This is a genomic window from Streptosporangium sp. NPDC002544, from assembly GCF_040295965.1.
In the GTDB taxonomy this organism is placed as follows: Bacteria; Actinomycetota; Actinomycetes; order Streptosporangiales; family Streptosporangiaceae; genus Streptosporangium.
The window spans coordinates 119459-144974 of record NZ_JBEOWJ010000011.1; the positions used below are offsets into that span (position 1 = coordinate 119459).

Annotated in this window: 23 protein-coding genes; 19 read left to right on the top strand and 4 right to left on the bottom strand. The window is 70.4% G+C overall.

Translation table 11 applies throughout. From position 1 onward, the window contains the following. Positions 1–296 precede the first annotated feature (296 nt). Positions 297–2027 (top strand): DEAD/DEAH box helicase, encoded by a 1731-nt coding sequence (locus ABT061_RS18860; protein WP_350918988.1) that lies wholly within the window; start codon positions 297–299, stop codon positions 2025–2027. 126 nt (positions 2028–2153) lie between these two features. Here ABT061_RS18860 and ABT061_RS18865 read toward each other — a convergent pair whose 3' ends face one another. Further along, on the bottom strand, positions 2154–3173 hold the full coding sequence (locus ABT061_RS18865) for a LacI family DNA-binding transcriptional regulator (protein ID WP_350918991.1): 1020 nt from the start codon (positions 3171–3173) through the stop codon (positions 2154–2156). A gap of 154 nt (positions 3174–3327) precedes the next feature. Between ABT061_RS18865 and ABT061_RS18870 the strand changes: the two genes are divergently transcribed. From ABT061_RS18870 to ABT061_RS18925, 12 genes are all read left to right on the top strand, one after another. Beyond that, entirely contained in the window at positions 3328–5100 is a 1773-nt protein-coding gene (locus ABT061_RS18870) for an ABC transporter substrate-binding protein (protein ID WP_350918994.1), read from the top strand. Positions 5101–5173: 73 nt separating this feature from the next. Continuing rightward, the gene (locus ABT061_RS18875; RefSeq protein ID WP_350918996.1) at positions 5174–6169 is read left to right on the top strand and encodes an ABC transporter permease; all 996 of its coding nucleotides are present in this window, start codon (positions 5174–5176) and stop codon (positions 6167–6169) included. 46 nt (positions 6170–6215) lie between these two features. Further along, positions 6216–7076, top strand: coding sequence for an ABC transporter permease (locus ABT061_RS18880; protein ID WP_350918999.1), 861 nt, complete (start codon positions 6216–6218; stop codon positions 7074–7076). Beyond that, positions 7077–8018 (top strand): ABC transporter ATP-binding protein, encoded by a 942-nt coding sequence (locus ABT061_RS18885; protein WP_350919002.1) that lies wholly within the window; start codon positions 7077–7079, stop codon positions 8016–8018. Next, positions 8018–8902, top strand: coding sequence for an ATP-binding cassette domain-containing protein (locus ABT061_RS18890; protein WP_350919005.1), 885 nt, complete (start codon positions 8018–8020; stop codon positions 8900–8902). Before ABT061_RS18885 ends, ABT061_RS18890 begins: the two co-directional genes overlap by 1 nt. 14 nt (positions 8903–8916) lie before the next feature. Beyond that, complete coding sequence (locus ABT061_RS18895; RefSeq protein ID WP_502991457.1) at positions 8917–11256, top strand: glycoside hydrolase family 2 protein; 2340 nt, start codon at positions 8917–8919, stop codon at positions 11254–11256. A gap of 171 nt (positions 11257–11427) precedes the next feature. Further along, positions 11428–11691: a phosphoribosyl-ATP diphosphatase gene (locus tag ABT061_RS18900; protein ID WP_030904803.1), complete on the top strand. Its 264-nt coding sequence runs from the start codon at positions 11428–11430 to the stop codon at positions 11689–11691. A gap of 61 nt (positions 11692–11752) precedes the next feature. After that, positions 11753–12598, top strand: a complete 846-nt coding sequence (gene hisG, locus ABT061_RS18905; protein WP_350919012.1) for an ATP phosphoribosyltransferase — start codon at positions 11753–11755, stop codon at positions 12596–12598. A 128-nt stretch (positions 12599–12726) separates the two neighbouring features. Then, complete coding sequence (locus ABT061_RS18910; RefSeq protein WP_350919015.1) at positions 12727–13611, top strand: ABC transporter ATP-binding protein; 885 nt, start codon at positions 12727–12729, stop codon at positions 13609–13611. Next, positions 13611–14345 (top strand): ABC transporter permease, encoded by a 735-nt coding sequence (locus ABT061_RS18915; protein ID WP_350919018.1) that lies wholly within the window; start codon positions 13611–13613, stop codon positions 14343–14345. Before ABT061_RS18910 ends, ABT061_RS18915 begins: the two co-directional genes overlap by 1 nt. After that, positions 14342–15502, top strand: a complete 1161-nt coding sequence (locus ABT061_RS18920) for a sensor histidine kinase (protein ID WP_350919021.1) — start codon at positions 14342–14344, stop codon at positions 15500–15502. The genes ABT061_RS18915 and ABT061_RS18920 overlap by 4 nt, the downstream gene beginning before the upstream one ends. Next, complete coding sequence (locus ABT061_RS18925) at positions 15499–16104, top strand: response regulator transcription factor (RefSeq protein WP_350919024.1); 606 nt, start codon at positions 15499–15501, stop codon at positions 16102–16104. The genes ABT061_RS18920 and ABT061_RS18925 overlap by 4 nt, the downstream gene beginning before the upstream one ends. A 7-nt stretch (positions 16105–16111) precedes the next feature. Here ABT061_RS18925 and ABT061_RS18930 read toward each other — a convergent pair whose 3' ends face one another. Next, positions 16112–16954 carry a siderophore-interacting protein gene (locus ABT061_RS18930; RefSeq protein WP_350919027.1) on the bottom strand — a complete coding sequence of 281 codons (843 nt, stop codon included), beginning with the start codon at positions 16952–16954 and terminating at the stop codon, positions 16112–16114. Between the two features lie 191 nt (positions 16955–17145). After that, on the bottom strand, positions 17146–18246 hold the full coding sequence (locus ABT061_RS18935; protein ID WP_350919030.1) for an EAL domain-containing protein: 1101 nt from the start codon (positions 18244–18246) through the stop codon (positions 17146–17148). 132 nt (positions 18247–18378) lie between these two features. Between ABT061_RS18935 and ABT061_RS18940 the strand changes: the two genes are divergently transcribed. From ABT061_RS18940 to ABT061_RS18965, 6 genes are all read left to right on the top strand, one after another. Further along, a complete protein-coding gene (locus ABT061_RS18940; RefSeq protein ID WP_350919033.1) occupies positions 18379–19035 on the top strand; it encodes an acVLRF1 family peptidyl-tRNA hydrolase in 657 nt (218 codons plus the stop codon). Between the two features lie 176 nt (positions 19036–19211). Continuing rightward, a complete protein-coding gene (locus ABT061_RS18945; protein ID WP_350919036.1) occupies positions 19212–20810 on the top strand; it encodes an ABC-F family ATP-binding cassette domain-containing protein in 1599 nt (532 codons plus the stop codon). Positions 20811–20924: 114 nt separating this feature from the next. After that, positions 20925–21140, top strand: coding sequence for a helix-turn-helix domain-containing protein (locus ABT061_RS18950; protein ID WP_030904785.1), 216 nt, complete (start codon positions 20925–20927; stop codon positions 21138–21140). Between the two features lie 135 nt (positions 21141–21275). Next, positions 21276–22079: an enoyl-CoA hydratase/isomerase family protein gene (locus ABT061_RS18955; RefSeq protein ID WP_350919041.1), complete on the top strand. Its 804-nt coding sequence runs from the start codon at positions 21276–21278 to the stop codon at positions 22077–22079. Between the two features lie 220 nt (positions 22080–22299). Further along, positions 22300–24174 (top strand): ABC transporter ATP-binding protein, encoded by a 1875-nt coding sequence (locus ABT061_RS18960; RefSeq protein ID WP_350919044.1) that lies wholly within the window; start codon positions 22300–22302, stop codon positions 24172–24174. Positions 24175–24244: 70 nt separating this feature from the next. Further along, a complete protein-coding gene (locus tag ABT061_RS18965) occupies positions 24245–24577 on the top strand; it encodes a transposase (protein WP_350919046.1) in 333 nt (110 codons plus the stop codon). Between the two features lie 30 nt (positions 24578–24607). On the opposite strand, the gene ABT061_RS18970 is transcribed toward ABT061_RS18965, so the two are convergent. Beyond that, complete coding sequence (locus ABT061_RS18970) at positions 24608–25498, bottom strand: sulfotransferase family protein (RefSeq protein ID WP_350919049.1); 891 nt, start codon at positions 25496–25498, stop codon at positions 24608–24610. Between the last annotated feature and the right edge of the window lie 18 nt (positions 25499–25516).

A 25516-nucleotide genomic window follows, 5' to 3' on the forward strand; every position in this document is an offset into this window, starting at 1 on the left:
GGCCGGGAAGAAAAGCCCGGCCGGGAGTGTTGGCTCCAATCGACGGACAAGCGACCGGCTCACGCCGGACGCCCCGACCGAACTCGGCACTGCGAACGCCGGGTATGCTTGATCGTGGTTTGACTGCGTGCGGGTAAGCTAGACCCGCCCCGTGCGGTGCGCCTCGACTTGCACCGCACCACCGCCCCCATGCGGGTGTTGATCAAGCGCGGCCTCAGGCCGCGCGTTCCAGGCTCGTCCTTTCGCAGAAGTGACGTGCCCCGTTCTTCTATCGAAAGGCACGAGTCTTCGTGACCATGCTTGACGCTGTTCTGCCCGAAATTACCGAAATCACCGAAATCTCCCAGGCCCCCGCAGGCACGTCCGAGTTCACCCTTCTCGGTCTGCCGAAGCCGCTGGTGACCGGTCTCTCCCGTGCGGGCATCGACAGTCCCTTCCCCATCCAGCGGGCCACGATCCCCGACATCCTCGCCGGCCACGACGTCCTCGGCCGCGGCCAGACCGGCTCGGGCAAGACGCTCGCCTTCGGCCTGCCCATGATGACCCGCATCGCCGGGGCCAAGGCGCGTCCCGGCCACCCGCTGGCCGTCGTGCTGGTGCCGACCCGCGAGCTCGCCATGCAGGTGACCGACGCGCTGGAGCCCCTCGGCCGCGGCCTGTCGCTGCGGATGAAGACCGTCGTCGGCGGCATGTCCATGGGCCGCCAGATCGAGGCGCTGCGCCGCGGTGTCGAGGTCGTCGTGGCCACCCCCGGCCGCCTGACCGACCTCATGCAGCAGGGTGAGTGCATGCTGGACGAGGTCCAGGTGACGATCCTCGACGAGGCCGACCACATGTGCGACCTCGGCTTCTTCCCGGTCGTCAGCGCGATCCTGCAGCAGACCCCGGCCGACAGCCAGCGCCTGCTCTTCTCCGCGACCCTCGACGGTGACGTGGACAAGCTCGTCCGCCGCTTCCTCACCAACCCGGTGACCCACTCCATGGCCCCGGCCGCCTCCTCGGTCGACACCATGGAGCACCACCTGCTGGAGGTGCACCGCGACGACAAGTTCCCGGTGACCGCCGAGATCGCCAACCGTGAGGGCCGGACCATCATCTTCGTGCGCACCCAGCACGGCGTGGACCGGCTGTGCAAGCAGCTCGCCCAGGTCGGCATCAAGGCCGGCGGCCTGCACGGCGGCAAGCGCCAGAACCAGCGCACCCGCATCCTGGCCGAGTTCAAGGAAGGCACGATCAACGTCCTGGTCTGCACGGACGTCGCGGCCCGCGGCATCCACGTCGACAACATCAGCCTCGTGCTGCACGTCGACCCGCCCCAGGACCACAAGAGCTACCTGCACCGCGGCGGCCGCACCGCCCGCGCCGGGGAGAAGGGCACCGTCATGACGCTGGTGCTCCCCAACGAGCGCCGCTCCACCGACGCGATGACCCGCCGCGCGGGCATCAAGCCGTTCCGCGCCAGGGTCACCCCGGGCCACCCGCGCCTGGAGGAGGTCGCCGGTGCGCGTACCCCCAGCGGCGAGCCGATCCCGGTCTGGGAGCCCTCGGCTCCGGCCAGCAGGCAGCGCCAGGGGCGCGGCGGCTTCGGCGGCAACGGTGGCGGGCGTGGCCCGCGTCGTTTCCGCTCCGAGCGTCCCGCCCACGGTGAGGGCCAGCAGCCCCGCGAGCGTTCCTTCGGTGACGACTCCCGTGGCGGTGGCCAGTACCGTTCCGAGCGCCCGGCCGGCGGTGGTTACCGCTCCGAGCGTCCCGCGGGCGGTGGCTACCGCGCCGACCGCGGTGAGCGCCCGGCCGGCGGCGGCTTCCGCTCCGAGCGTTCCACGGGCGGTGGTTACCGTGGCGAGCGGCGCGAGCCGTTCCGCGCCGACCGTCCGGCCTCGGCCGGTGGTGGTTACCGCTCCGAGCGTCCCGCGGGCGAGCGCGAGCCCTTCCGCGGTGACCGTCAGGGCGGCGGTTTCCGCGGCGGCGAGTTCCGCGCTGACGGCCGCGGCTCCGCCCCGCGCGGCGGCAGCCGCTACGGCCGCTGATCATCTCGTGGCACCCTGAAGGGCCGGTACGGCATCCGCCGTGCCGGCCCTTCGTCTGGAACGGCCCGGCCCGCCGGGACCGCCGCCGCTCCGCGTTCCGGTCCGGTCCCGGTGGAAGGGCCGCCGTCACCGGACCCGCCCGGGCGGGGGAGCGGTGCTGCCCCTGGGGGTGAGGCGGGCGGCCTCGTCCTGGTAGGGGCCGGGGCTCTCGCCGGAGACGAGGGCGAGGAGATGGCGGGCGGCGTGGGCGCCGTAGGCGGAGATGTCGCGGCTCAGGGCGGTGAGCGGGGGGCGGACGACCCGGGAGAGGGATGAGTCGTCCCAGGCGACGATGGACAGGTCGCGGGGCACGTCCAGGCACAGGTCCTGGGCGGCGGACAGCCCGGCGACGGCCATGATGTCGTTGTCGTAGACGATCGCGGTGGGCCGGGAGGGCGAGCTCAGCAGGCGCCGGGTGGCGCGGGCGCCCTCCTCACCGGTGTAGTCGGTGTGCACGGTCACGTGCTCGGCGACGCCGTCGCAGGCCTCGGCGAAGGCGTGGTCGCGCAGCGCGGTGTGGGCCAGGCGCGGCAGCCCGGCGACCCTGGCGATCCTGCGGTGGCCGAGCGCGACGAGATACTCCACGGTCTCGTGGACGGCACCGCCGTCGTCGGACCAGATGGGCGGCAGCGACCCGGCCTCCGACGGATGGCCGATCACCACGGCCGGCAGGCCGAGTGACTCGAACTCGGGGACGCGGGGGTCACCCACGTGCAGGTCGACCAGGATGGCGCCGTCGACGCGGCCCTCACCCCACCAGCGGCGGTAGACCGCGACCTCCTGCCCGTGGTCGGAGACCACCTGCAACATGAGCGCGTACGAGCGGGCCGAGAGCTCGCCCTCGATGCCGCTGATGAGCTCCATGAAGAACGGTTCCACGCCGAGCGTGCGCGCCGGGCGGCAGATGGCCAGGCCGACGGTGTGGGACCGCGCGCCGTTCAGGGCGCGGGCCGCGCTGTTGGGGCGCCAGCCGATCTCCTCGGCGATCGCCAGGATCCTGGCCCGGGTGTTCTCCGACACGCCGGGCTGCCCGTTGAGCGCGTACGAGACGGCCCCCTTGGACACCCCGGCCCGTCTGGCGACGTCCGCGATCGTCGGTCGTTTCATGATCTCCTCCGCGATTTCAGCTGAACCGGTCCAGTCGCCTATTGACAGTGCCGACATGTGGACTTTACGGTCACGATACTTATCCGGCTCAGCAAACGCATGCGGTCGCGTTTAGTTATTTGGGAGCGCTCCCATGCTGGAGAGGAGAACATAGATGCGGATTCGACGAAGGTTCGCGATCCTCGGGGTGGCGGCCTGCATGGCCGCGGCCGGGTGCACGGGAGGCTCGACGACGCCGTCCGCTCCGAGCGAGGCGCCGCAGGGGTCGGGCGCCGCGGCCCCCTCGGCGGGGGCGGGGGCGGCGAACGCCGCGTTCCCCCGCAACGAGACCCTGTACACCAGCGGCACCCAGTGGGGCCCGCCGGCCAACTGGAATCCGCTGCGGACCTGGGACTCGGCCACCGGCACCAAGGGGCTCGTCTACGAGACGCTCTTCCTGTACGACCCCCAGACCGACAAGTTCACACCCTGGCTGGCCGAGAGCGGCACCTGGACGGACGACAAGACCTACGACCTCAAGCTCAGGCAGGGGGTCACCTGGGCCGACGGCAAGCCCTTCACCGCCGACGACGTGGTCTTCACCGTCGAGCTCGGCAAGATGAAGACCATCCCCTACGCCAACCTGTGGGACTGGCTGGAGAAGGTCGAGGCGGTCGACCCGGGCACCGTCAGGTTCACCTTCTCCAAGGCCAACTACCAGCAGTGGGCCAACTGGGTCTACAGCAACGCGATCGTCCCCAAGCACATCTGGGAAGGTCTCTCCGAGGACGAGGTGCTGAACGGCGTCAACGAGAAGCCGGTCGGCACCGGGCCGTACGCCTACCACAGCCACGACCAGGACCGCATGGCCTGGGTCAAGCGCGACGGCTGGTGGGCCACCGCGGCGCTGGGCAAGGAGGTCAGGCCCAAGTACGTCGTCGACATCGTCAACTCCAGCAATGAGGTGGCGATGGGCCTGCTGCTGCAGAAGGGCCTGGACCTCAGCAACAACTTCCTGCCCGGCGTGGCCAACCTGGTCCAGGGCGACTTCGGTATCAAGACCTACTATCCGGAGCCGCCGTACATGCTCTCGGCCAACACGGCCTTCCTGGTGCCCAACACCACGAAGAAGCCGCTGGACGACCCCGCCTTCCGCAAGGCGATCGCCAACTCCATCGACACCAAGAAGATCGTCGAGGGTGTCTACGGCAACCTGGTCAAGGCGGCCGGCCCCACCGGGCTGCTGCCCCAGTGGGACAAGTACGTCGACCAGGCCGTGGTGAGCGAGAAGGGCTTCTCCTTCGACACCAAGAAGGCGAAGAAGCTGCTGGCCGACGCCGGATACAAGGACGGCGACGGCGACGGGTTCGTGGAGAACAAGGACGGCTCCAAGGTCTCGCTGAAGATCATAGTTCCGGCCGGCTGGACCGACTGGATGGAGGCGAGCCGGGTCATCGCCGAGGGCGCCAAGGCGGCCGGGATCGACCTCACCCCCGAGTTCCCCGACTACAACGCGCTGGTCGACCAGCGCGCATCCGGCAAGTTCGACCTGCTGCTCAACAACGAGCGGCAGCTGTCCAACACCCCCTGGATGTACTACGACTACATGTTCCGGCTGCCGATCAACAAGCAGCAGAACACCGTCAACTTCGGCCGCTACGAGAACAAGAAGGTCTGGGACCTGGTCCAGGGTCTCGACGGCAAGAAGGCCGACGACGTCGAGGGCATGAAGCAGGTCGTCTCGGAGATCCAGAAGATCCAGCTCGACGATCTGCCGGTGATCCCGCTCTGGTACAACGGCCTGTGGGCGCAGACCAGCAACGCGGTCTGGACCAACTGGCCCTCCGCAGCCCCCGCGACGCCCAAGAGCCCGCCGACCATGTGGCGTAACTGGCTGGAGCTGGGCGGGGTGCTGACCCTGACCGAGCTGAAGCCCGCCGGCGGCTGATCCCCCGCGATTCTCGTCCCCTCCCCGCGCGCGGCGCGGGGAGGGACTCATCTCGCCGATTCGGGAGGATCGCGTGCGACGCTATTTCGGCCGGAAGCTGCTCGTGTACGGGCTCACCTTCCTCGTGGCCGTCACGATCAACTGGATGATCCCGCGCTTCATGCCGGGAGACCCGGTCCAGAGCATGCTGGCCAGGGCCAACGTGTCACAGCCCGCCGCCGTTGAGGCGATGCGCGCCCACTACACGAGCCTGTTCGGGCTCGACCTGCCGCTCTGGGAGCAGTACGGCAACTTCTGGGCCGCGCTGTTCCGGGGTGATCTGGGGACCAGCATCTGGCTGTTCCCCACCCCGGTGACCGACATCATCATCCGGGCGGTGCCGTACACGCTGGCACTGCTCATCCCGTCCATCCTGCTCAGCTGGTGGGCGGGCAACAGGTTCGGCGCCTTCGCCGCCAGGCGCAAGTGGCTGGACAACACCGCGCTGCCGATCGGGTACGTGCTCACCGCGACGCCCTACATGTGGCTGGCGATCCTGCTGGCCTGGGGGCTGGGCATCGTGGCGGGGATCTTCCCCGTCTCCGGCGGCTACAGCTTCGCCATGCGGCCCAACTGGTCGTGGGAGTTCGTCGGCAACCTGGCGCTGCACTGGTTCCTGCCGTTCGTCTCGCTCTTCCTCGTCGCGTTCGGGGGCTGGGCGATCGGCATGCGCAACATGATCATCTATGAGCTGGAGGCCGACTACTCCACCTACCTGTCCTCGCTGGGGGCCTCGCGGCGGCTCATCCGGCGCTACGCCTTCAGGAACGCGGTACTGCCGCAGATCACCGGCCTGGCCCTGCAACTCGGCGTGCTCGTGGCCGGAGCCCTGGTCACCGAGATCGTCTTCTCCTATCCGGGGCTCGGCCACCTGATCCTCAAGGCGATCCAGAACCAGGACTTCTTCCTGCTGCAGGGGACCTTCCTGTTCATCGTGGTGGGCGTGCTGGTCGCCAACTTCATCATCGACATCGTCTACGTCCTGGTCGACCCGCGTACCAGGACCGGGATAGGAGGGGAGGCGGCATGACCGGCATCTCCGCGAACCGGCCCGCGGCCGAAGGAGGCGGGGCGTCATGACGGCCGTGCCCACCAGGCGCAACGAGGGTCTGTACTTCGCGCTGCGCAACGGGAAGCTGCTGGCCGGACTGGTCGTGCTGGTCCCGCTGCTCGCCCTGGCCGCCGCCGCCCCGCTGATCGTGGGGGGCGACCCGAACGCCTACGTCGCCACCCCGGCCTCGCCGCCCTCGGCCGAGCACTGGTTCGGCACCACCATGTTCGGCCAGGACATCTTCGCCCAGTTCGTCTACGGCCTGCGCGTCACCTTCATCGTGGGGGTGCTCGGCGGCGGGCTGGCCGCGATCATCGGGATGGCGATCGGCTTCACCGCCGGATACCGGGGCGGCCTGGTCGACGAGGTGCTGAACATGCTCACCAACATCGTCCTGGTCCTGCCCGCGCTGGCGGTGCTGCTGATCGTCAACGCCTACCTCGGGGTCCGCAGCGTCGGCGTGCAGGCGCTCTTCATCGGACTCACCTCCTGGCCGTGGGCGGCCAGGGCCATCAGGGCCCAGACGTTCTCGCTGCGCTCGCGCGACTTCGTGGACCTGGCCAAGCTCAGCGGCGTGCGCACCTGGAAGATCATCGCCAGGGAGATCGCGCCCAACATGAGCTCGTACCTCTTCATGACCTTCATCCTGCTGTTCGGCGGGTCCATCCTGATCGCCGCCTCGCTGGACTTCATCGGGCTCGGCCCCAGCGAGGGTGTCTCGCTCGGCCTGATGCTCAACAACGCGGCCCGCTGGAGCGCCCTGCACCTGGGCATGTGGTGGTGGTTCATCCCGCCGGGAGCCGGGATCACCGCCATCGTCGGCGCCCTGTACGTGATGAACGTCGGCCTGGACGAGGTCTTCAACCCGAAACTGCGGGAGCTGTAGATGACTCTGCGTGTGGACGACCTCAGGGTCCACTACAGGACTCTGCGCGGCGAGGTGAAGGCGCTGGACGGCGTCAGCTTCGGCGTCGGCGACGGCGAGATCCTCGGCCTGGCCGGCGAGTCCGGCTGCGGCAAGACCACCCTCGGCAAGAGCCTGATCAGGATGGACGGCCGGATGCGGCTGGCCGGGGGCACCGTCTCGCTGGACGGCGAGGAACTGCCCATCGGCGACGACCGGCGGATGAACCCCTTCCGCTTCAAGCGGGTGTCGCTCATCCCGCAGTACTCCATGAGCGCGATGAACCCCACCCGCAGGATCGGCAGGATGATCACCGAGCTGCTCGCCTCCCGGGGCGAGAGCGTGGACACAGCCGAGCTGGAACGCCGGCTGGACCTGGTGGAGCTGCCCAGGGACATCCTGGGGCGCTACCCGATCGAGCTGTCCGGCGGGATGAAGCAACGGATGGTGATGGTCATCTCCACGCTGCTCGACCCCTCCCTGCTCATCGCCGACGAGATCACCTCCGCGCTGGACGTGTCGACCCAGAAGGCCGTGGCCAGGACCCTCGTGGAGTTTCGGGACCGGGGCTTCGTGCGCAGCATGATCTTCGTCACCCACGACATCTCGCTGACCTACCAGATCGCCGACACGATCATGGTCATGTACGCGGGGAAGGTGGCCGAGAAGGCCCCCGCGAGCGTGATCGTCAGCGAGCCGCGCCACCCGTACACCCGGATGCTGATCTCCTCGCTGCCCGAGGTCGGGGTCCGCCACGCGGAGCGCAGGCTCTCCGGCATCCCCGGGCGGCCGCCCTCGCTGCTCGATCCGCCGCAGGGCTGCCGGTTCAGGGACCGCTGCCCGCTGGCCTTCGACAGGTGCGCCGAGGACCCCCCGCCCATCGAGGTCGCCCCCGGCCACCACGTCGCTTGTTGGAAGGCGTAATGCTGAGTCTCGAAGGGGTCACCAAGACCTACCGGGTGGGTGCCTTCGGCACCGAGACCCTCACCGCCGTCGACGACGTGAGCCTCGACCTCGCGCCGGGGGAGGTGGTCTCCCTCATCGGCGAGAGCGGCAGCGGCAAGACGACCCTCGGCAAGACGGTCCTCGGGCTGCTCACCCCGACGCGGGGCAGGATCACCCTCGACGGAGCCCCCGCGCGGCCGGGAAAGGCGTACTACCGGCACGTGCAGGGCGTCTTCCAGGACCCGTTCAGCTGCTACAACCCGGTCTTCAAGGCCGACCGGGTAGTCAAGATGATCAAGGACGAGTACTTTCCCGGCGTCGCGGCCTCCGAGTGGGAGGGCAGGATCGAGAAGTCGCTCAAGGACGTCGGCCTCGACCCCGGGCAGGTCCTGGGCCGGTATCCGCACCAGCTCAGCGGTGGCCAGCTGCAGCGCCTGCTGATCGCCAGGGCGCTGCTGCTCGACCTCAGGTACCTCGTCGCCGACGAGATCACCAGCATGCTCGACGCCTCCACCAGGATCGACGTCCTCAACCTGCTCGCCGACCTGAAGTCGCGCGGCCTCGGGGTGCTGTTCGTCACCCACGACCTGTCGCTGGGCAACTACATCAGCGAGCGGGCCGTGGTCCTGTACCGGGGGCAGGTGGTGGAGTCCGGTCCCACCGCCGCGGTGTTCGGCAACCCCCTCCACCCGTACACGATCAAGCTGCTGTCGTCGGTGCCGAGGCTCACCGCCCGGTGGGACGGCGGCGATCCCGCCGTCCCCGCCGAGGACGTCTCAGCAGGACCCTCCACGCTGGTGGAGGAGGAACCGGGGCACCTCGTCCGGCGGGGCGGCACCACACTGACAAGGAGCGTGAGTTGACGACGGTTAGGGCAATGCACGAGGGCTGGACCCTGCGCCAGGTGGGTGGCGGGATCTCCCGCGTCCCCGCCACGGTGCCCGGCTGCGTGCACACCGATCTGCTGGCCGCCGGGCTCATCGAGGACCCGTACCTGGACGACAACGAGAACCGGCTGACCTGGATAGGCCGCTCCGACTGGGAGTATGAGACGGTCTTCACCTGGAGCGCCGATTCCCACGACCGCACCGACCTGGTCTGCGAGGGCCTGGACACCATCGCCACGGTCGAGCTCAACGGTGTGCGGGTCGCGGCCACGGCCAACCAGCACCGCTCCTACCGCTTCGCGGTGCGGGAGTTGCTGCGCGAGGGCGAGAACACGCTGCGGATCCGGTTCGCCTCCCCGCAGGCCTACGCCGAGGCGCGCCGGGCCGAGCTGGGCGATCGGCCCGGTGCCTACGCGGCGCCGTATCAGTTCATCCGCAAGATGGCCTGCAACTTCGGCTGGGACTGGGGGCCGGCCGTGGTCACCTCCGGCATCTGGCGGCCGATCGGGCTGCACTCCTGGAGCGGGGCCCGGCTCGCCTCGGTCCGGCCGCTGGTGCACGGGGACGGGCGCGTGGAGGTGCATGTCACGCTCGAGCGCGCCACGGACGCCCCGGTGACCGTGCGGGCCTCGGTCGCGGGTGTCGAGCGCGCGGTGCACCTGGCCGCAGGCGAGTGCGAGGCGGTCCTGGAGTTGCGGGTGCCGGAGCCGCGGCTGTGGTGGCCGCGCGGGTACGGCGCGCAGCACCGTTACGACCTGACCGTCGGCCTGGGGGAGGGGACCTGGAGGGGCCGGATCGGTTTTCGTGACGTCCGTCTGGACCGGACGGGCGAGGGGTTCACGATCGTGGTCAACGACGTGCCGGTCTTCGTGCGCGGCGTCAACTGGATCCCTGATGACTGCTTTTCGGCCAGGGTCACCCGCGAGCGGCTGGCCGAGCGCTTCGGCCAGGCAACCGGGGCGGGGGTCAACCTGCTGCGGGTCTGGGGCGGCGGCCTGTACGAAAGCGAGGACTTCTACGACCTGGCCGATGAGCTGGGCCTGCTCATCTGGCAGGACTTCCCGTTCGCCTGCGCGGCCTATCCGGAGGAGGAGCCGTTGGCGAGCGAGGTGGAGGCCGAGGCGCGCCAGAACATCACCCGGCTGTCCTGGCGCCCCTCGCTGGTGCTGTGGTGCGGCAACAACGAGAACATCGAGGGCCAGGCCGACTGGGGCTGGCGCGAGGAGCTGGGGGAGAAGAGCTGGGGGGCGGGCTTCTACTACGATCTGCTGCCCTCGCTGCTGGCCGAACTCGACCCCACCCGCCCCTACTGGCCGGGCAGCCCGTACTCCGGTGACCCCGACCTGCCGCCCAACGACCCCGCGCGCGGCACCGTGCACATCTGGGACGTGTGGAACCGCGAGGACTACACCCGCTACGGCGACTATCGCCCCCGCTTCGTGGCCGAGTTCGGCTTCCAGGGACCGCCCGCCCACGCCACGCTGCGCAGGGCGGTCAGCGACGATCCGCTCACTCCCACCTCGCCCGGCGTGCTGCACCATCAAAAGGCGCACGAGGGCAACGCCAAGCTGCTGCGCGGCCTGGGTGAGCACCTGCCCCGGCCCGAGACCTTCGACGACTGGCACTACCTGACCCAGCTCAACCAGGCCAGGGCGGTGGCTTTCGGCATCGAGCGCTTCCGGGCGCTGGCGCCGTACTGCGCGGGCACGATCGTCTGGCAGCTCAACGACTGCTGGCCGGTCACCTCCTGGTCGGCCGTCGACGGCGCCGGGCGGCGCAAGCCGCTGTGGTACGCGCTGCGCCGTGTCTACGCCGATCGCCTGCTCACCGTCTGCGACGGCGTGGTGGCCGTGGTCAACGACGGCCCGCAGCCGTGGGTGGGTGAGCTGGAGTTGTCGCGGCTCGGCCTGGGCGGGGAGGTGCTGGCCAAGGAGAGGGCCGCAATCGAGGTGGCGGCGCGTTCGGTGGCCAGGGTCGGGCTCCCGGACTCGGTGGCCGTCCCCGGGGACCCGTGTGCCGAGCTGCTCTCGGTACGGCTGGGCGAGCACCGGGTGCTCCGCTTCTTCGTCGAGGACCCGGAGGTCGCCTTCCCGGTGGCCGCCTACGACACCGAGGTCGTCCCCGCGGCCGGCGGTCTGGATGTCACCGTCACCGCCCGCACTCTCCTGCGCGAGCTGGCGCTGTTCCCCGATCGCCTCGATCCGGCGTCCTGGGTGGATGACATGCTGCTGACCCTGCTTCCCGGTGAGAGCGTCACCCTGCACGTGACGGGCTCGCCCGATCCGGCCGCTCTCGTCACCCGCCCGGTGCTCCGCTGCGTCAACGGCTGAACGCCCCCCCGGGCCGCCCCGATGGGCGGCCCGGTCACGGGACGGTTAAATGGAGTGGTGACCTCCGGAGATCACCCGGCGGCTCGCGTCCGGCGAGGGTGGACCCGCACACGCCGGGGTCGGCGAGCCCGTTAGGCTTGACGCGCACATCCGACGACGCCGAGAGAGATCATGAAGACCTTCGAAGAGCTGTACGCCGAGCTGTCCGACAAGGCGCGCACCCGGCCCGCGGGCTCGGGCACCGTGGCCGCGCTGGACGCCGGAGTCCATGCCATCGGCAAGAAGGTCGTGGAGGAGGCCGCCGAGAGCTGGATGGCGGCCGAGCACGAGTCGAAGGAGCGGGCGGCCGAGGAGATCTCCCAGCTCCTCTACCACGTGCAGGTCCTCATGATCGCCAGGGGGATCGGACTGGACGAGGTCTACAAGCATCTGTGAGCCGGTGCGCCCGGCTCCCGGTCTCGTAGGCAGATCCCGTCCACATGTAAGGAACCCAGCCATGCTCCGTCTCGCCGTACCCAACAAGGGCGCCCTCACCGAGGCCGCCCAGACGATACTCAAGGAAGCCGGATACCGCGCCCGCAAGGACAGCAAGGAACTCGTGGTCGTCGACCCGGAGAACTCCTGCGAGCTGTTCTTCCTGCGGCCCAAGGACATCGCCGTCTACGTCGGCGAGGGCACCCTGGACGCCGGGATCACCGGCCGCGACATGCTCCACGACTCCGGGGCGCAGGTCGAGGAGATCATCCCGCTCGGCTTCGGCCGCTCCACCTTCCGCTTCGCCGCGAATCCGGGGGACTTCGCCTCCGTCGCCGACCTCAAGGGCAAGCGCGTCGCCACCTCCTACGCGGGCCTGCTGGAGTCCTACCTGGCCGAACAGGGCGTCGACGCCCGGGTGATCAAGCTGGACGGCGCCGTCGAGACCGCCATCCGGCTGGGCGTGGCCGACGCCGTGGCCGACGTGGTGGAGACCGGCACCACGCTGCGCAACATCGGCCTGGAGGTGTTCGGTGAGCCGATCGCCCGCTCCGAGGGCGTGCTGATCAAGCGGACCGGCGCCGTGGAGGCCCAGGGCCTGCAGCAGCTCGTCCGCCGCCTGCAGGGCGTGCTGATGGCACGTGACTACGTGATGATGGACTACGACATCCGCGCCGAGCGGATCGAGGAGGCCATCGCCCTCACCCCCGGCATGGAGGGCCCCACGGTCTCTCCGCTGCACCGGGAGGGCTGGGTCGCGGTCCGGGCCATGGTCCCGCGCAAGGGGCACCAGCAGGTCATGGACCAGCTCTGGGAGATCGGCGCCAAGGCCATCCTGGTGACCGCCATCTTCGCCTGCCGGATCTGACCCGTCGTCCACGCCCCTCCGCGCCACCGGTCCGGCCCGCGGCTGTGTCCGCATATCTGACAAATGTCATCTCCAAACCCGGAGAAGCGGCACTGAGGATTCCCGCCGGGCGCTCCTAGCGTTGGGGCATGGACGCCATCGCCCTCACAGACGTGAGCAAGAGCTACGGCAACGTGCTCGCCGTCGACGGCCTGAACCTCGCCGTCGAGGCGGGCCGGACCGTCGCCCTGCTCGGCCCCAACGGGGCCGGCAAGTCAACCTCGATCAACATGATGCTCGGCCTGATCCGCCCGAGCGGGGGCCGCGTCGAGATCCTGGGAGGCTCCCCCGAGGCGGCCGTCGCCCGGGGCGAGATCGGGGCCATGCTGCAGAGCGGTGAGCTCATCGGTGAGCTCACGGTCAGGGAACTGGTCGACTTCGTCCGGCGGCTCTACCCGGAGCCACTCGGTCTCGACGAGATCCTGCGGGTGGCCGACCTCACGGAACTGGCGCGGCGGCGCGCCGACAAGCTGTCCGGCGGGCAGGCGCAGCGGGTCAGGTTCGCCCTGGCCATCGCGGGCGCGCCCAAACTGCTGGTGCTGGACGAGCCCACCGCGGCCATGGACGTGGAGTCGCGGCTGCGGTTCTGGAAGAGCATGCGCGACTACGCCGCCGAGGGCCGGACGGTCCTGTTCGCCACCCACTACCTGGAGGAGGCCGACGAGAACTCCGACCGGGTCATCGTGATCACCCGGGGCCGGGTCGTGGCCGACGGCACCGCCGCCCAGATCAAGTCGGGGATCGGCGACCATGTCGTCCGCTTCACCCTGGGCGGGCAGCCGGTCGCGGGGCTGGACGGCCTGCCGGGCGTCTCCGCCGCGGAGATCTCCCAGGGCGTCGCCACGCTGCACACCGCCGACCCCGACGCCACCGTGGCGGCCCTGTACCGGGGCACCTCGCTGGAGATCCGCGACCTCAGGATCATCGGCGCCGACCTCGAAGACGCCTTCCTCGCCCTCACCCGGGAGTCCTGATGCCGAACTACGTCAAAATCGAGGTCCTGAGGATGCTGCGCAACAAGCGCTACATCATCTTCGTGGTGGGCTTCCCCGTGGTGTTCTACCTGATCTTCTCCGGCATCTGGGGCGCCCAGACGGATTCCGGCGGGGTACGGGCCGCCGTCGCCCTCATGGTCTCCATGGCCGCGTACGGGGCGATCGCGGCCTGTCTGATGAGCACCGCCGTGCCATGGGCGCAGGAGCGGCAGTCCGGCTGGCTCCGCCAGCTCCAGGTCACCCCGCTGCCCGGCTGGGCGATCATCGTCACCAAGCTGATCGCCTCGCTGCTGCTGGTGCTGCCGTCCATGGTGCTGGTCTGCCTGGCCGCGGTCCTCACCCAGGGCGTCCGGCTGCCGGTGGGGGAGTGGCTCGCGCTGATCCCGGCCCTGTGGATCGGCGCCGTGCCGTTCGCCGCACTCGGCCTGCTCCTCGGTTCGCTGCTGCCCGCGGACGCCGCGCAGTCGGCCGCGATGATCAGCACATTCGGGCTGGCGATCCTGGGCGGGCTGTGGTTCCCTGTGGAGATCATGCCCGAGGCCATGAAAAGTGTCGTGCACGCGATGCCCTCCTTCTCCTACGCCGACATCGGCCAGCACCTCGTCGCCGACGGCGCGGTGCCGACGTCCGCCGTGGTGATCGTCGTGGCCTGGGCCGCGCTGCTCGGCACCGCCGCGGTGTTCGCCTACCGCAGGGCACTCGCGCGCGCATGATGCGCGTCTCCGCGCTCACCTTCGGCGGGACGGGCGAGCGCCCGTCCCGCCTCCGGCGTCTGTCGGGGATCTCCATCGGCCTGGTCTACCTGTGCTTCCCGGTCCTGGAGATCGTCACCGGCGAGGTGTCCGGGGACAGGGCCGTCTGGGGAGGCGCCGGCCTGGCCGCCTTCGTCGCCCTCTACATCGCCACGGTGCTGAGCCCGAGGAACTTCGGCGACCCGACCCACCTGACGTACTGGCTGCTGGGGATGACCACGCTCCTGGGGGTCGGCCTGGCGGTGGCCTTCGGCGGCGGCTGGCTGACCCTGCCGATCTACCTGGCCGTGATCTACGGCATGGCGCTGCGTCCCCGGTTCTCGGTGGCCGGCATCCTCGCGATGGGTCTCGCCGTCGCGCTGATCGGCCTGCTGAAGGAGCACGACCCCGGTACCACCCTGGTGCTCGTCTTCCAGGTCATCACGCTCGGCGTCCTGTTCATGGGGGTGCGCAACACCCGGATGCTGGTGGCGAGGCTCCGCCAGGCGCAGGAGGAGGTGGCGCGGCTGGCCGCGAGCGAGGAGCGGCTGCGCATCGCCAGGGACCTGCACGACCTGCTCGGCCACAGCCTGTCACTGATCGTGCTGAAGAGCGAGCTGGCCGGGCGGCTGGCGGAGAGCGGCTCGGAACGGACCGTGGCGGAGATCCGCGACATCGAGTCGGTGGCCAGGCAGGCGCTGGTCGAGGTGCGCGACGCCGTCACCGGCTACCGCCAGCGTGGCCTCTCCGGCGAGCTGGACGGTGCCCGCGCCGCTCTGGAGGCCGCCGGGACGAGGCTGACGATCCGGCTCGCGGGCACCCCGCTGCCGGACGCGCTGGACGAACTGCTGGGCTGGGCGGTGCGGGAGGGCGTCACCAACGTCATCCGGCACGCGCGGGCGACCCGGTGCGAGATCGAGGTGACCATGGACGAGGAGGTCGCGGCCCTGAAGATCGTGGACGACGGGCGCGGCGCGGCCTCGTACGGGCCGGGCAGCGGGCTGACCGGGCTCACCGAGCGGGTGCGGGCGGCCGGCGGCACGGTGTCCGCCGGGCCGCGGCCGACCGGCTTCGCGCTCAGGGTCACGGTGCCGCATGCCGAGACCCTTCGCCCGCCGACGACGAGAGGGGTTCGATGATCCGGGTGCTGCTGGTGGAGGACCAGGCGATGGTGCGGGGCGCCCTGGCCTCGCTCCTCGGCCTGGAGCCCGACATCGAGGTGGTGGGAGAGGCCGCCGACGCCGGGGAGGCGCTCGCCGTGGCCCTGCGGACCCGGCCGGATGTCGCGCTGCTCGACGTCGAGATGCCCGGCGACGACGGCATCACCGCCGCCTCGCGGATCCGCGAGGCGCTGCCCGGCTGCCGGATCATGATCCTGACCACCTTCGGCCGCCCCGGCTATCTGCGCAGGGCGATGGAGGTGGGCGCGATGGCCTTCCTGGTCAAGGACAGCCCGGCCAGGGAGCTGGCCGCCGCCGTCCGGCGGGTCCGCGGCGGCGAGCGCGTCATCGACCCGGGCCTGGCCGCCGCCGCGCTCAGTGCCGGCCCCAACCCGCTGTCGCCCCGCGAGCGTGACGTCCTGGTCGCCGCCTCGGGTGGTACCAGCATCGCCGACATCGCCGCGCGCCTGCACCTGTCGGAGGGTACGGTCCGCAACTACCTCTCCTCGGCCATCCGCAAGACGCACGCCCGCAACCGCATCGAGGCCGTCGAGCGCGCCCGCACCCAGGGCTGGCTCTGAGCCGGGTTCACGAGGAGAGCGCCGCGGCCTCCTCTGCCTCGATCTGCTCGTTCCACTCGCGCTTGGTGGAGCGCCAGGCCTCGTCGTCGCGGCCCAGGCGCCAGTAGCCCGAGATGGACAGCTGAGACAGCGGGATGCCGCGCTCGGCGCGCAGGTGGCGCCTGAGCTCGCGGACGAAGCCCGCCTCGCCGTGGACGAAGGCGTGCACGGCGTCGTCGGGGAAGTCCAGCTCGCGGACCGCTTGGACGAGCCGCGCACCGAACGGGCCACCCGTGCGGTGCAGCCAGACGATCTTCACGTCGCCCGGTGAGTCGAGTCGCTGCTCCTCCCCGGCGTCCTCGACCTCGATGAAGGCCCAGGCCCGCGCCCCGGCGGGGAGGCGTTCCAGGGAGGCGGCGATGGCCGGCAGCGCGCTCTCGTCCCCCGCGAACAGGTGCCAGCCGGCCTCCGGGTCGGGGGCGTAGGCCCCGCCCGGACCGAAGAAACAGATCTCCTCACCCGGCTGGACCCGGTCGGCCCACGGCCCGGCGAGGCCGCTGTCGCCGTGGTGGACGAAGTCGATCGTCAGCTCGCCCGCGTCGGCGTCCCAGCGGCGGACGGTGTAGGTGCGGGTGGTGGGCCACTGCTCGCGGGGCAGGTCGCGGCGGATCGCCTCCAGGTCGAACGGCTGCGGGTAGCTCACCCCCGCCGGGGCGAACAGCAGCTTCACGTAGTGGTCGGTGTACTCGTCCGCGCGGAAACCGGCGAGCCCAGGGCCGCCGAGCACCACCCGGATCATGTGCGGGGTGAGCCGCTCGACCCGCTGGACCCGGCCGCTCGTCACCTTGCGTGCGGCTTTCTCGTCTGCCATATGCCACTCCGGGGGAGTCAAAGTTAGGTGAACCTAACTCGTACCATACGTCACCGAAGCGTAGTGATGGGGTCCGCCACCCGGCCTGCCCGTTCCGGTGCGGCGATGACCCCGTGGCCCGCCGTTATGAATCTACATCGTAAAGGCGATGGCGCCGGCGCGAAGACCCTCCGGCCTCGGCTGTCCGTGCCTCAGTGCCGCATGGACGCGACCTGGCGGATCAGGTCGGAGACCCGCACGATGCCCATGCAGCGGCCGACCTCGTCGGTGACCACCAGGTCGTCGTAGACGCGCTCGGCGTCGCGGCCCGCGACCTGCATGGCCGCGATGGCGGTGGTCGTCCTGGGGACCGCGCGGGCGGGGTCGGCCAGCCGTCCGGCGGGCTTTTTGCCGTGCAGGGCGTGGCCGAACCGGCCGGAGATCGACAGCAGGAAACGGCTGCGGTCGAGGCTGCCCTTGGGGCGCTGGTACTCGTCGACGAGGACCACGCTGGTGATGGACGGCTCACTGCCGAAGGCATCGATCGCGGCTTCGGCGGTGGCCTCGTAGGGGAGGGTCACCGCGGGCAGCAGGAACTCCTGGACGCGTGGGCCGAGCGTGAAGCGGGACGGCTCCTGTTCGACGACCGGGAGTGGTACGCGCACCCGGCCGGACGGGCCGGGGGCCAGCAGCGGGCCCTGCGCGAGCCGGACCCCCCAGCCGCGGAGCGCGGAGAGCTGTGCCTCGTCGCGTACGCCGGGGGCCAGTACGTGCGCGCCCGCTTCCCGGGCGAGCCGGGCCAGACCCTCGCCGATGGCGGTGCGGCGCGGGTCGCGGGGTACCTGGGCGATCAGGTCCGGGGAGATCACCGCCAGGTACGGCGCCGCGTCGGCGAGAAGGTCCAGCGGGATGTGCCCGGTGCCCAGGTCGCCCACCGCGATGAGGTAGCCGATGGCGCGCAGGCCGTCCAGGCCGACGATCAGGGAGCGGCGTTCGAACTGGGCGAAGTCACCCCGCACGGTGAGGATCACCTCGCGGGGACGCCGCCCGGACGCGCGGAGGGCCTCGTGGAGCGGCGCGAGCGCGGCCGTGCCGCCGATCACCGCGGCCGTCGGCAGGGTCAGCACCAGCGGCAGCAGGGTCTCGCCGGCGGCGGCGTCGTGCACGGTCTGGATCGTGGTGGAGATGTTCCCCCGGCCCGCGCCTCCCGCCTGGAGCGCGATGACGCCTCCGGTGTCGAGGTCGACGACAGGCGTGAGGCCCGCGGGGGCCGCTGTGGGGTCCTGCGGGTTGACGTGCGCTCTGGTCGTCACGTTCAAAAGGATGGGGGCTCCTTTGGCGCCATAGAAGCAACGTGCAGGGATGTTCACTGATATTTCGCCATCCGTTGGATTTGTCCAGCGTGATCGTGTGTTCTGCGAGGTCAGCCGGTAGTGTCGCGTTTCATGACGTCGCGACCGGCCAAGGGGGGAGGCCGCTGGGTCTCGGTGGCGCCCGACCGCCTGAACCGCTGGATCGACGGTTTCGTCGACAGGCACGGGCCGCCGCGGGTGACGGCCTCGGCCTCCGCCGTACGCCTCGACGGCGCGGACGGCGCGGTCGCCGAGTGCCAGGTGCCGTTTCCGCCGCTCGTCCAGGCCGGGGGCGGTCCGCTGGCGCGTCTGGTCACCCACGTGCGCACCGAGCGCAGGGTCGGGGTGCTGCTGGTGCGGCTGGGGGGACACGCGGCGGGGATCTTCCAGGGAGAGGAACTGCTCTCCTCCAAGGTCGGCTCGCGGCCGGTGCACGGGCGCAGCGCGGCGGGCGGCTGGTCACAGCGGCGCTTCGCCCGGCGCAGGGAGAAGCAGGTGGATCAGGCGCACGAGGCGGCGGCCGAGGTGGCGCTGCGCGTCCTGGGGCCGCGGGTGGACGAGCTGGAGGCGGTCGTGCTCGGCGGAGACCGGCGCGCGGTCGACGCGCTGCGCTCGGACCGCAGGCTCGCCCCGGTCTTCGCGCTGGAGGCCGAGCCCTTCCTGACGGTTCCCGATCCGAGGCTGGTGGTCCTGCGGGACACCCCCGCCCAGTTCCGCGCGGTCCGCATCAGGGTGAGCGATCCCACCTAATCGAGGAGAGCCGGGCCCTTGCCGCGCCGTACACTGATCGGTATGCGCACTCCCGATTGACCGTCGTCCCGATGAAGGCGAGACGGCCGAGCCGAGAGCCGGGAGACACAGGGCGCGGCGGGTTCGGCCACAGTGAAGTGAGCCTGTGTATTTCCTGCTGGGAGTGTTCTCCAACCATGATCGTAGCTTCTGACATCGAACTGCGGGCCGGGGCCCGCCTGCTCATCGAGGGCGCGTCGTTCCGGGTGAACCCCGGCGACAAGATCGGGCTCGTCGGCCGCAACGGGGCCGGGAAGACCACGCTGACCCGGGTGCTCGCGGGAGAGGGGGCGGCGGCCTCGGGCACGGTCTCCATCAGCGGGGAGGTGGGTTACCTGCCGCAGGACCCGCGCACCGGTGACCTGCACGTGCTCGCCCGCGACCGTATCCTGTCGGCTCGCGGGCTCGACGAGGTGCTGCGTGAGCTGCGCGAGGCCGAGCTGGGCATGTCCTCGGCGGACGATCGCACCAGAGACCGCGCCGTGCGCGCCTACGGGCGCCTGGAGGACCGGCTGCACGTGCTGGGCGGGTACGCCGCCGAGTCGGAGGCCGCCTCCATCGCCTCCAGCCTGGGGCTGCCGGACCGGGTGCTCGGCCAGCCGCTGGAGACGCTCTCCGGCGGGCAGCGCAGGCGGGTGGAGCTGGCTCGAATTCTCTTCAGCGGGGCAGAGACTCTCCTTCTTGACGAGCCGACAAACCACCTAGATGCCGACTCAATCGGGTGGCTTCGTGATTTTTTACGATCTCACCAGGGCGGCTTGATCATTATTAGCCACGACGTGGGGCTTCTTGAAGCGACGGTAAACCGCGTCCTGCACCTCGACGCCAACCGTGCGGTGATCGACACCTACAACGTCGGCTGGAAGGCCTATCTGGCCCAGCGGGAGACCGACGAGAAGCGCAGGAAGCGCGAGCGCGCCAACGCCGAGAAGCAGGCCTCCGCCCTGATGTCGCAGGCCGACAAGATGCGTGCCAAGGCGACCAAGGCCAAGGCCGCGCAGGACATGCAGCGCCGTGCCGAGCGCCTGCTCTCCGGCCTGGAGGTGGAGCGGCGCGGCGACAAGGTCGCCAAGCTGCGCTTCCCCCAGCCGGCTCCGTGCGGGCGCACCCCGATCATGGCGGAGGGGCTGTCGAAGTCGTACGGCTCCCTGGAGGTCTTCACGGACGTCGACGCCGCCGTGGACAGGGGCAGCCGGGTCGTGATCCTGGGTCTGAACGGCGCGGGGAAGACCACCCTGCTGCGCATTCTGGGGGGTGTCGAGGAGCCCGACACCGGGGCGGTCAAGGCCGGCCACGGGCTCAAGCTGGGCTACTACGCGCAGGAGCACGAGACGATCGACCCCGGCCGTAGCGTGCTGGAGAACATGCGCTCGGCCGGGGGAGAGCTCCCCGACGTGGAGTTGCGCAAGGTTCTGGGCTCGTTCCTGTTCACCGGCGACGACGTGGACAAGCCCGCGGGGGTGCTGTCGGGCGGGGAGAAGACGCGGCTGGCGCTGGCCACGCTGGTGCTGTCGGCGGCCAATGTCCTCCTCCTCGACGAGCCCACGAACAACCTCGATCCGGCCAGTCGGGAACAGGTTCTTTCGGCGCTAAAGTCCTATTCTGGGGCGATTGTGCTCGTCACGCATGATGAGGGTGCTGTAGAGGCTCTACGACCCGATAGGGTGATCTTGCTACCTGACGGAGTTGAAGACGCATGGAGCGACGAATTTTCCGATCTTGTGGCACTTGCCTGATCTTAATTTGAGCGGGTACGGATCTTTTCCCGTGGAGTAGGTAGCCGATCTCGCTGAAATGACTGATCATGGCGTGTGTAACGCTGCGGAAGTCTGGCACTACAGGAGGTACTCGTGGCCGAGACTCTCAAGAAGGGCACCCGGGTTACCGGGGCCGACCGTGAAAAACTGGCCTCCGATCTCAAGAAGCGCTACAGCGCGGGTGAAAGCATCCGCGCTCTGGCCGCTTCGACCGGCAGGTCGTACGGGTTCATCCACCGCATCCTGAGCGAGTCCGGTGTGACTCTGCGCGGGCGCGGTGGCGCCACCCGAGGCAAGTCCAAGCGCTGACTCCGCCTCGGAACGCGCGACCGCAGCCGCTCGTCCCCCACACGCCGAAGCCGTTCCCGCCCGAGCCTATAGAACCTCATTCTGGAGGGTCGATAGGCTCGGGCGAGGCGGAAACGGAAGGTGGGAGAACGGGCGATGGTGGAAGTTGCGTTCGGGGGGAGTGCGGAGGAGATCTCTCTGAAGGAGGTCGGTCTGCGCTACGAGGTGGACGGCGAGATCGCGACGATCACGCTGGACCGTCCGGAGAAGCGGAACGCTCAGACGTTCGCTACCTGGTCGGCTCTGGCTCATATCGGTGACAACCTGCCGCAGCAGGTGAGGGTCGTCGTGATCAGAGGTGAGGGGCCGTCCTTCTCGGCGGGGATCGATCTGAGGATGTTCACCCCGGAGGGGGTGCCAGGGCAGGGGGCGTTCACGTCCCTGGCGACACTCGACGAGACGGCTTTCGTCGACCGGGTGGCGGCGGCCCAGCGGGGTTTTCTCTGGCTGAGACGTCCCGACATCGTCTCCGTGGCGGCCGTGCAGGGCCACGCGGTCGGTGCGGGGTTCCAGCTGGCGCTCGCCTGCGACCTGCGGGTCCTGGCGGACGACGCCAAACTGTGCATGAAGGAGCCGGCTCTCGGGCTGGTTCCCGACCTGACCGGCACCAAGCCGCTGGTCGATCTGGTGGGCCTGTCCCGGGCCATCGAGATCTGCCTGACCGCCCGCGTCGTGGGGGCGCAGGAGGCGGCCAGGATCGGCCTGGCCGAACTGGTCGTCGCACCGGGGGAGTTGACGGAGGCCGTGCGCGACCTGACCGCCGCGCTGCTGGCGACCAACCGCGACGCCGCGACGGCGACCAAGCGGCTGCTCCAGGGTGCTTCGGGGCGCACGCTGGAGGAGCAGGCCGCGGCCGAGGCGCGCGAACAGGAGGCGCGCATCAAGGCGATTTTCGGGTAGGTCATCGAACTGCCAAACGGTCCGTCATGTTCGGCGAGGAGACCGCCGGGCAGGTGAATCGCCTCCCCGCCACGGCTCCCGGCTGCGAAGCGGCCGGGGCCCTTCTCGGCGGGGGAGGCGAGAAGCCGCCCTTCTCCCGGGCGAGCCACCGGTGTTCGCCTCAAGCTGACGGGGGAATGACCGCGCCTCTTCCGGTGCTCGCATCGGGAGAGGAGGCCAGATGGCGATGATGGGTGGGGGCTTCGGTCCCCAGATGATGCGTTCGCTCCGGCGGGACAGCTCGGTGACCAAGGAGCGTCTGACGCCGGGCACGGTCCGGCGTATCGCCCGCTACGCCAGGCCCTTCTCGCGGCATATCGCCGCCTTCCTCGCGCTGGTCGTGGTCGGCTCGGTCATCGTGATCGCCAACCCGCTGCTGATGAAGGCGATCATCGACGACGGCATCGTCGCCAGGCGCCAGGGGGTGGTGATCGCCCTCGCGCTGGTCATCGCGGGCCTGGCGGTCGCGGACGCGGTGCTCACCCTGGCCCAGCGCTGGTTCTCCGCGCGGATCGGCGAGGGTCTCATCTACAACCTGCGCACCGAGGTCTTCGACCACGTCCAGCGCATGCCCGTGGCCTTCTTCACCCGCACCCAGACCGGCGCCCTGGTCTCCCGGCTCAACACCGACGTCATCGGAGCCCAGCGTGCCCTGACCAGCACGCTGTCGTCGGTCGTGGCCAACGTGGTCATGCTGGTGCTGGTTCTCGGCGCCATGCTGGTGCTCTCGTGGCAGATCACCCTCGTCGCCCTCGTGCTGCTGCCGATCTTCGTCTTCCCCGCCAAGTGGGTCGGCAGGAAGATGTCCGGGCTCACCCGTGAGCAGATGGAGCTCGACGCCGAGATGAGCTCCATGATGACCGAGCGGTTCAACGTCGCCGGCGCGATGGTCGCCAAGCTGTACGGCCGCCCGGCCGACGAGGCGGCCACCTTCGGCGGCAAGGCGGGGCGGGTGCGCGACGTCGGCGTCACCGTGGGCATGTACGGGACGGTCTTCCGGGTCGCGCTCGGCCTGGTGGCGGCGCTGGCCACCGCCCTGGTGTACGGCCTGGGCGGCCTGCTGGCCGTCTCCGGCGTCTTCGAGCTCGGCACCCTGGTGGCCCTCGCCGCCCTCCTGATGCGCCTGTACGGCCCGCTGACGAGCCTGTCGAACGTGCACGTGGACGTGATGACCGCGCTGGTCAGCTTCGACAGGGTCTTCGAGGTGCTCGACCTGCGGCCCATGGTCGCCGAGCGGCCCGATGCCAAGCCCCTTCCCGAGGGGCCGGTCTCCGTGGAGTTCGACGACGTCCGGTTCAGGTACCCCACGGCCTCGGAGGTGTCGCTGGCCTCGCTGGAGGCGGTGGCCCGTCCCGACACCGGGCCGGGCCACGAGGTGCTGCGCGGCGTCACCTTCACCGCCCGCCCCGGCCAGATGGTCGCCCTGGTCGGCCCCTCGGGAGCGGGGAAGACCACCATCACGGGCCTGGTCTCGCGCCTCTACGACGTCAGCGAGGGCGCGGTACGGATCAACGGCCTGGACGTGCGCGACGCCACCCTGGCCTCGCTGCGCGACACCGTGGGGGTCGTCATGCAGGACGCCCACCTGTTCCACGACACCATCGGGGCCAACCTCCGCTACGCCAGGCCCGAGGCGAGTGAGGAGGAGATCTGGGAGGCGCTGCGGGCCGCCCAGATCGCCGAGCTGGTGCTGAACCTGCCCGAGGGGCTGGAGACCGTGGTGGGCGACCGGGGGCACCGGCTGTCCGGCGGCGAGAAGCAGCGGCTGGCCCTGGCGAGGTTGCTGCTCAAGGCGCCCCGGGTGGTCGTCCTCGACGAGGCCACCGCGCATCTGGACTCCGAGTCCGAGGCCGCCGTCCAGCAGGCGCTGAAGGTCGCGCTGGCCGGGCGCACCTCGCTGGTCATCGCCCACCGGCTGTCCACGATCCGCGAGGCCGACCAGATCCTGGTGGTCCAGGACGGCCGCATCGTCGAGCGGGGCCGGCACGAGGAACTGCTGAGCAGGGGGGCGGTCTACGCCGAGCTCTACCGGACTCAGTTCAGTCAGGCGTCCTGACCGCGTCAGCGGTGCCGGCGGCACGCCTTCGAGTGGCTCTTCCAGCGCGGATGGTGTAGATCATGGGGGCGTGGAAGACCGGCTTAGACGTGATGACCTGACCGACGACGAGTGGACACGGCTGGCGCCGTTACTGCCCGCTCACGCCAGGCAGGGGAACCGGTGGGCCGATCACCGCACGATCATCGACGGAGTGTTCTTCCGGACCAGGACCGGCTGCCCCTGGCGGAAGCTGCCCGAGGCCTACGGCAAGTGGAAGACGGTCTACAACCGGCATCGCCGCTGGTGCCGGGACGGTACCTGGGAGGCGATCCTGGACGCGCTGCCGAGCGCTCCCGCCCGGCGGCCGGCCCCGCCCGGGGACATCCGTCCAGGTGCGATGTTCGAGGTCGCCAACTGGTGACCGGTTGACGGAGGGGAACGCGGGCCGGCGTCAGGATGAGGGGACGTAGCCCAGGCGGGTGAGCTCCTCGCGGGCGACCTTGGCCACCAGTTCGGCGTCCTGGCCGCGCAGGCGGGTGCGCCAGACGCCGACCTTCGGCATGTTCCGGGCCAGCAGGGCGATCTTGGGGACCCGCGTCTCCAGAAAGCGGGAGAGCTCGCCCATGGCCTCGGCCGGGGAGGAGACCAGGTCCTCGTAGCGCAGGGTCAGCAACTGCTCGCGGGGCAGCTCCTGGTGGAGCGAGGCCGCGAGCCGGACCGCGCTGCGCCAGCGCAGCGCGCACTTTCCCGCCGTGGGCATCGCCTTCCAGCGTTCGCGGTGCTCGCCGGAGCTGACGCCGAGGAAGGGGTTGGGGAACTCCGTCTCGTCGCTCAGCATGGCCGGCTTGAACCAGGTCAGGGAGGCGGGGTCGGCCAGCATGTCGGCGGCCACGTCCCGGCCGTCCCTGATCAACTGGACGAAACGGGCGTCCGGAAAGGCCTGCAACAGCACCGAGGCGCTGTAGAGCAGGTCGGGGCTGGCATCGCCGAAGCGGGCCACCGAACCCGAGGCCACGCAGGGGCCCGCTCCGGTCACGCCGCCCGCTTCCCGGCACGGGGCCGGGCACTCCTCGCAGACGCCGGGGACGATCTGCCAGGACTCGGCCATGGCGTCGCGGAGCACGCGGGTCGCGCCCATGCCCCGCCCCGCGATCGAGGGGCGCCGGGCGAAGGCGTAGACGACGTGCGCCACCGCCGCACGTCCCATGGTGACGTGGAACCCGGGGGAGCGTTTCAGGGCACGGGCCAGCAGGTCCGCGCCGGAGTGCGGGGCGGCGAGCACGAACACCGGGTGGCGGACCTTGATGCCGTTGACCACCAGGATGTGAGGCGGAGGTCGCATATGAAAGCCCAGTGTGGC

Bases quoted from the DNA above. Each gene is read 5' to 3' on its own strand.
- ABT061_RS18920 (WP_350919021.1), top strand. From the start codon at position 14,342: ATGATGCGCGTCTCCGCGCTCACCTTCGGCGGGACGGGCGAGCGCCCG.
- ABT061_RS18910 (WP_350919015.1), top strand. From the start codon at position 12,727: ATGGACGCCATCGCCCTCACAGACGTGAGCAAGAGCTACGGCAACGTG.
- ABT061_RS18885 (WP_350919002.1), top strand. From the start codon at position 7,077: ATGACTCTGCGTGTGGACGACCTCAGGGTCCACTACAGGACTCTGCGC.
- ABT061_RS18860 (WP_350918988.1), top strand. From the start codon at position 297: ATGCTTGACGCTGTTCTGCCCGAAATTACCGAAATCACCGAAATCTCC.
- ABT061_RS18915 (WP_350919018.1), top strand. From the start codon at position 13,611: ATGCCGAACTACGTCAAAATCGAGGTCCTGAGGATGCTGCGCAACAAG.
- ABT061_RS18890 (WP_350919005.1), top strand. From the start codon at position 8,018: ATGCTGAGTCTCGAAGGGGTCACCAAGACCTACCGGGTGGGTGCCTTC.
- ABT061_RS18925 (WP_350919024.1), top strand. From the start codon at position 15,499: ATGATCCGGGTGCTGCTGGTGGAGGACCAGGCGATGGTGCGGGGCGCC.
- ABT061_RS18865 (WP_350918991.1), bottom strand. From the start codon at position 3,173: ATGAAACGACCGACGATCGCGGACGTCGCCAGACGGGCCGGGGTGTCC.
- ABT061_RS18895 (WP_502991457.1), top strand. From the start codon at position 8,917: ATGCACGAGGGCTGGACCCTGCGCCAGGTGGGTGGCGGGATCTCCCGC.
- ABT061_RS18955 (WP_350919041.1), top strand. From the start codon at position 21,276: ATGGTGGAAGTTGCGTTCGGGGGGAGTGCGGAGGAGATCTCTCTGAAG.
- ABT061_RS18960 (WP_350919044.1), top strand. From the start codon at position 22,300: ATGGCGATGATGGGTGGGGGCTTCGGTCCCCAGATGATGCGTTCGCTC.
- ABT061_RS18880 (WP_350918999.1), top strand. From the start codon at position 6,216: ATGACGGCCGTGCCCACCAGGCGCAACGAGGGTCTGTACTTCGCGCTG.
- ABT061_RS18970 (WP_350919049.1), bottom strand. From the start codon at position 25,498: ATGCGACCTCCGCCTCACATCCTGGTGGTCAACGGCATCAAGGTCCGC.
- ABT061_RS18940 (WP_350919033.1), top strand. From the start codon at position 18,379: ATGACGTCGCGACCGGCCAAGGGGGGAGGCCGCTGGGTCTCGGTGGCG.
- ABT061_RS18945 (WP_350919036.1), top strand. From the start codon at position 19,212: ATGATCGTAGCTTCTGACATCGAACTGCGGGCCGGGGCCCGCCTGCTC.
- hisG (WP_350919012.1), top strand. From the start codon at position 11,753: ATGCTCCGTCTCGCCGTACCCAACAAGGGCGCCCTCACCGAGGCCGCC.
- ABT061_RS18900 (WP_030904803.1), top strand. From the start codon at position 11,428: ATGAAGACCTTCGAAGAGCTGTACGCCGAGCTGTCCGACAAGGCGCGC.
- ABT061_RS18930 (WP_350919027.1), bottom strand. From the start codon at position 16,954: ATGGCAGACGAGAAAGCCGCACGCAAGGTGACGAGCGGCCGGGTCCAG.
- ABT061_RS18870 (WP_350918994.1), top strand. From the start codon at position 3,328: ATGCGGATTCGACGAAGGTTCGCGATCCTCGGGGTGGCGGCCTGCATG.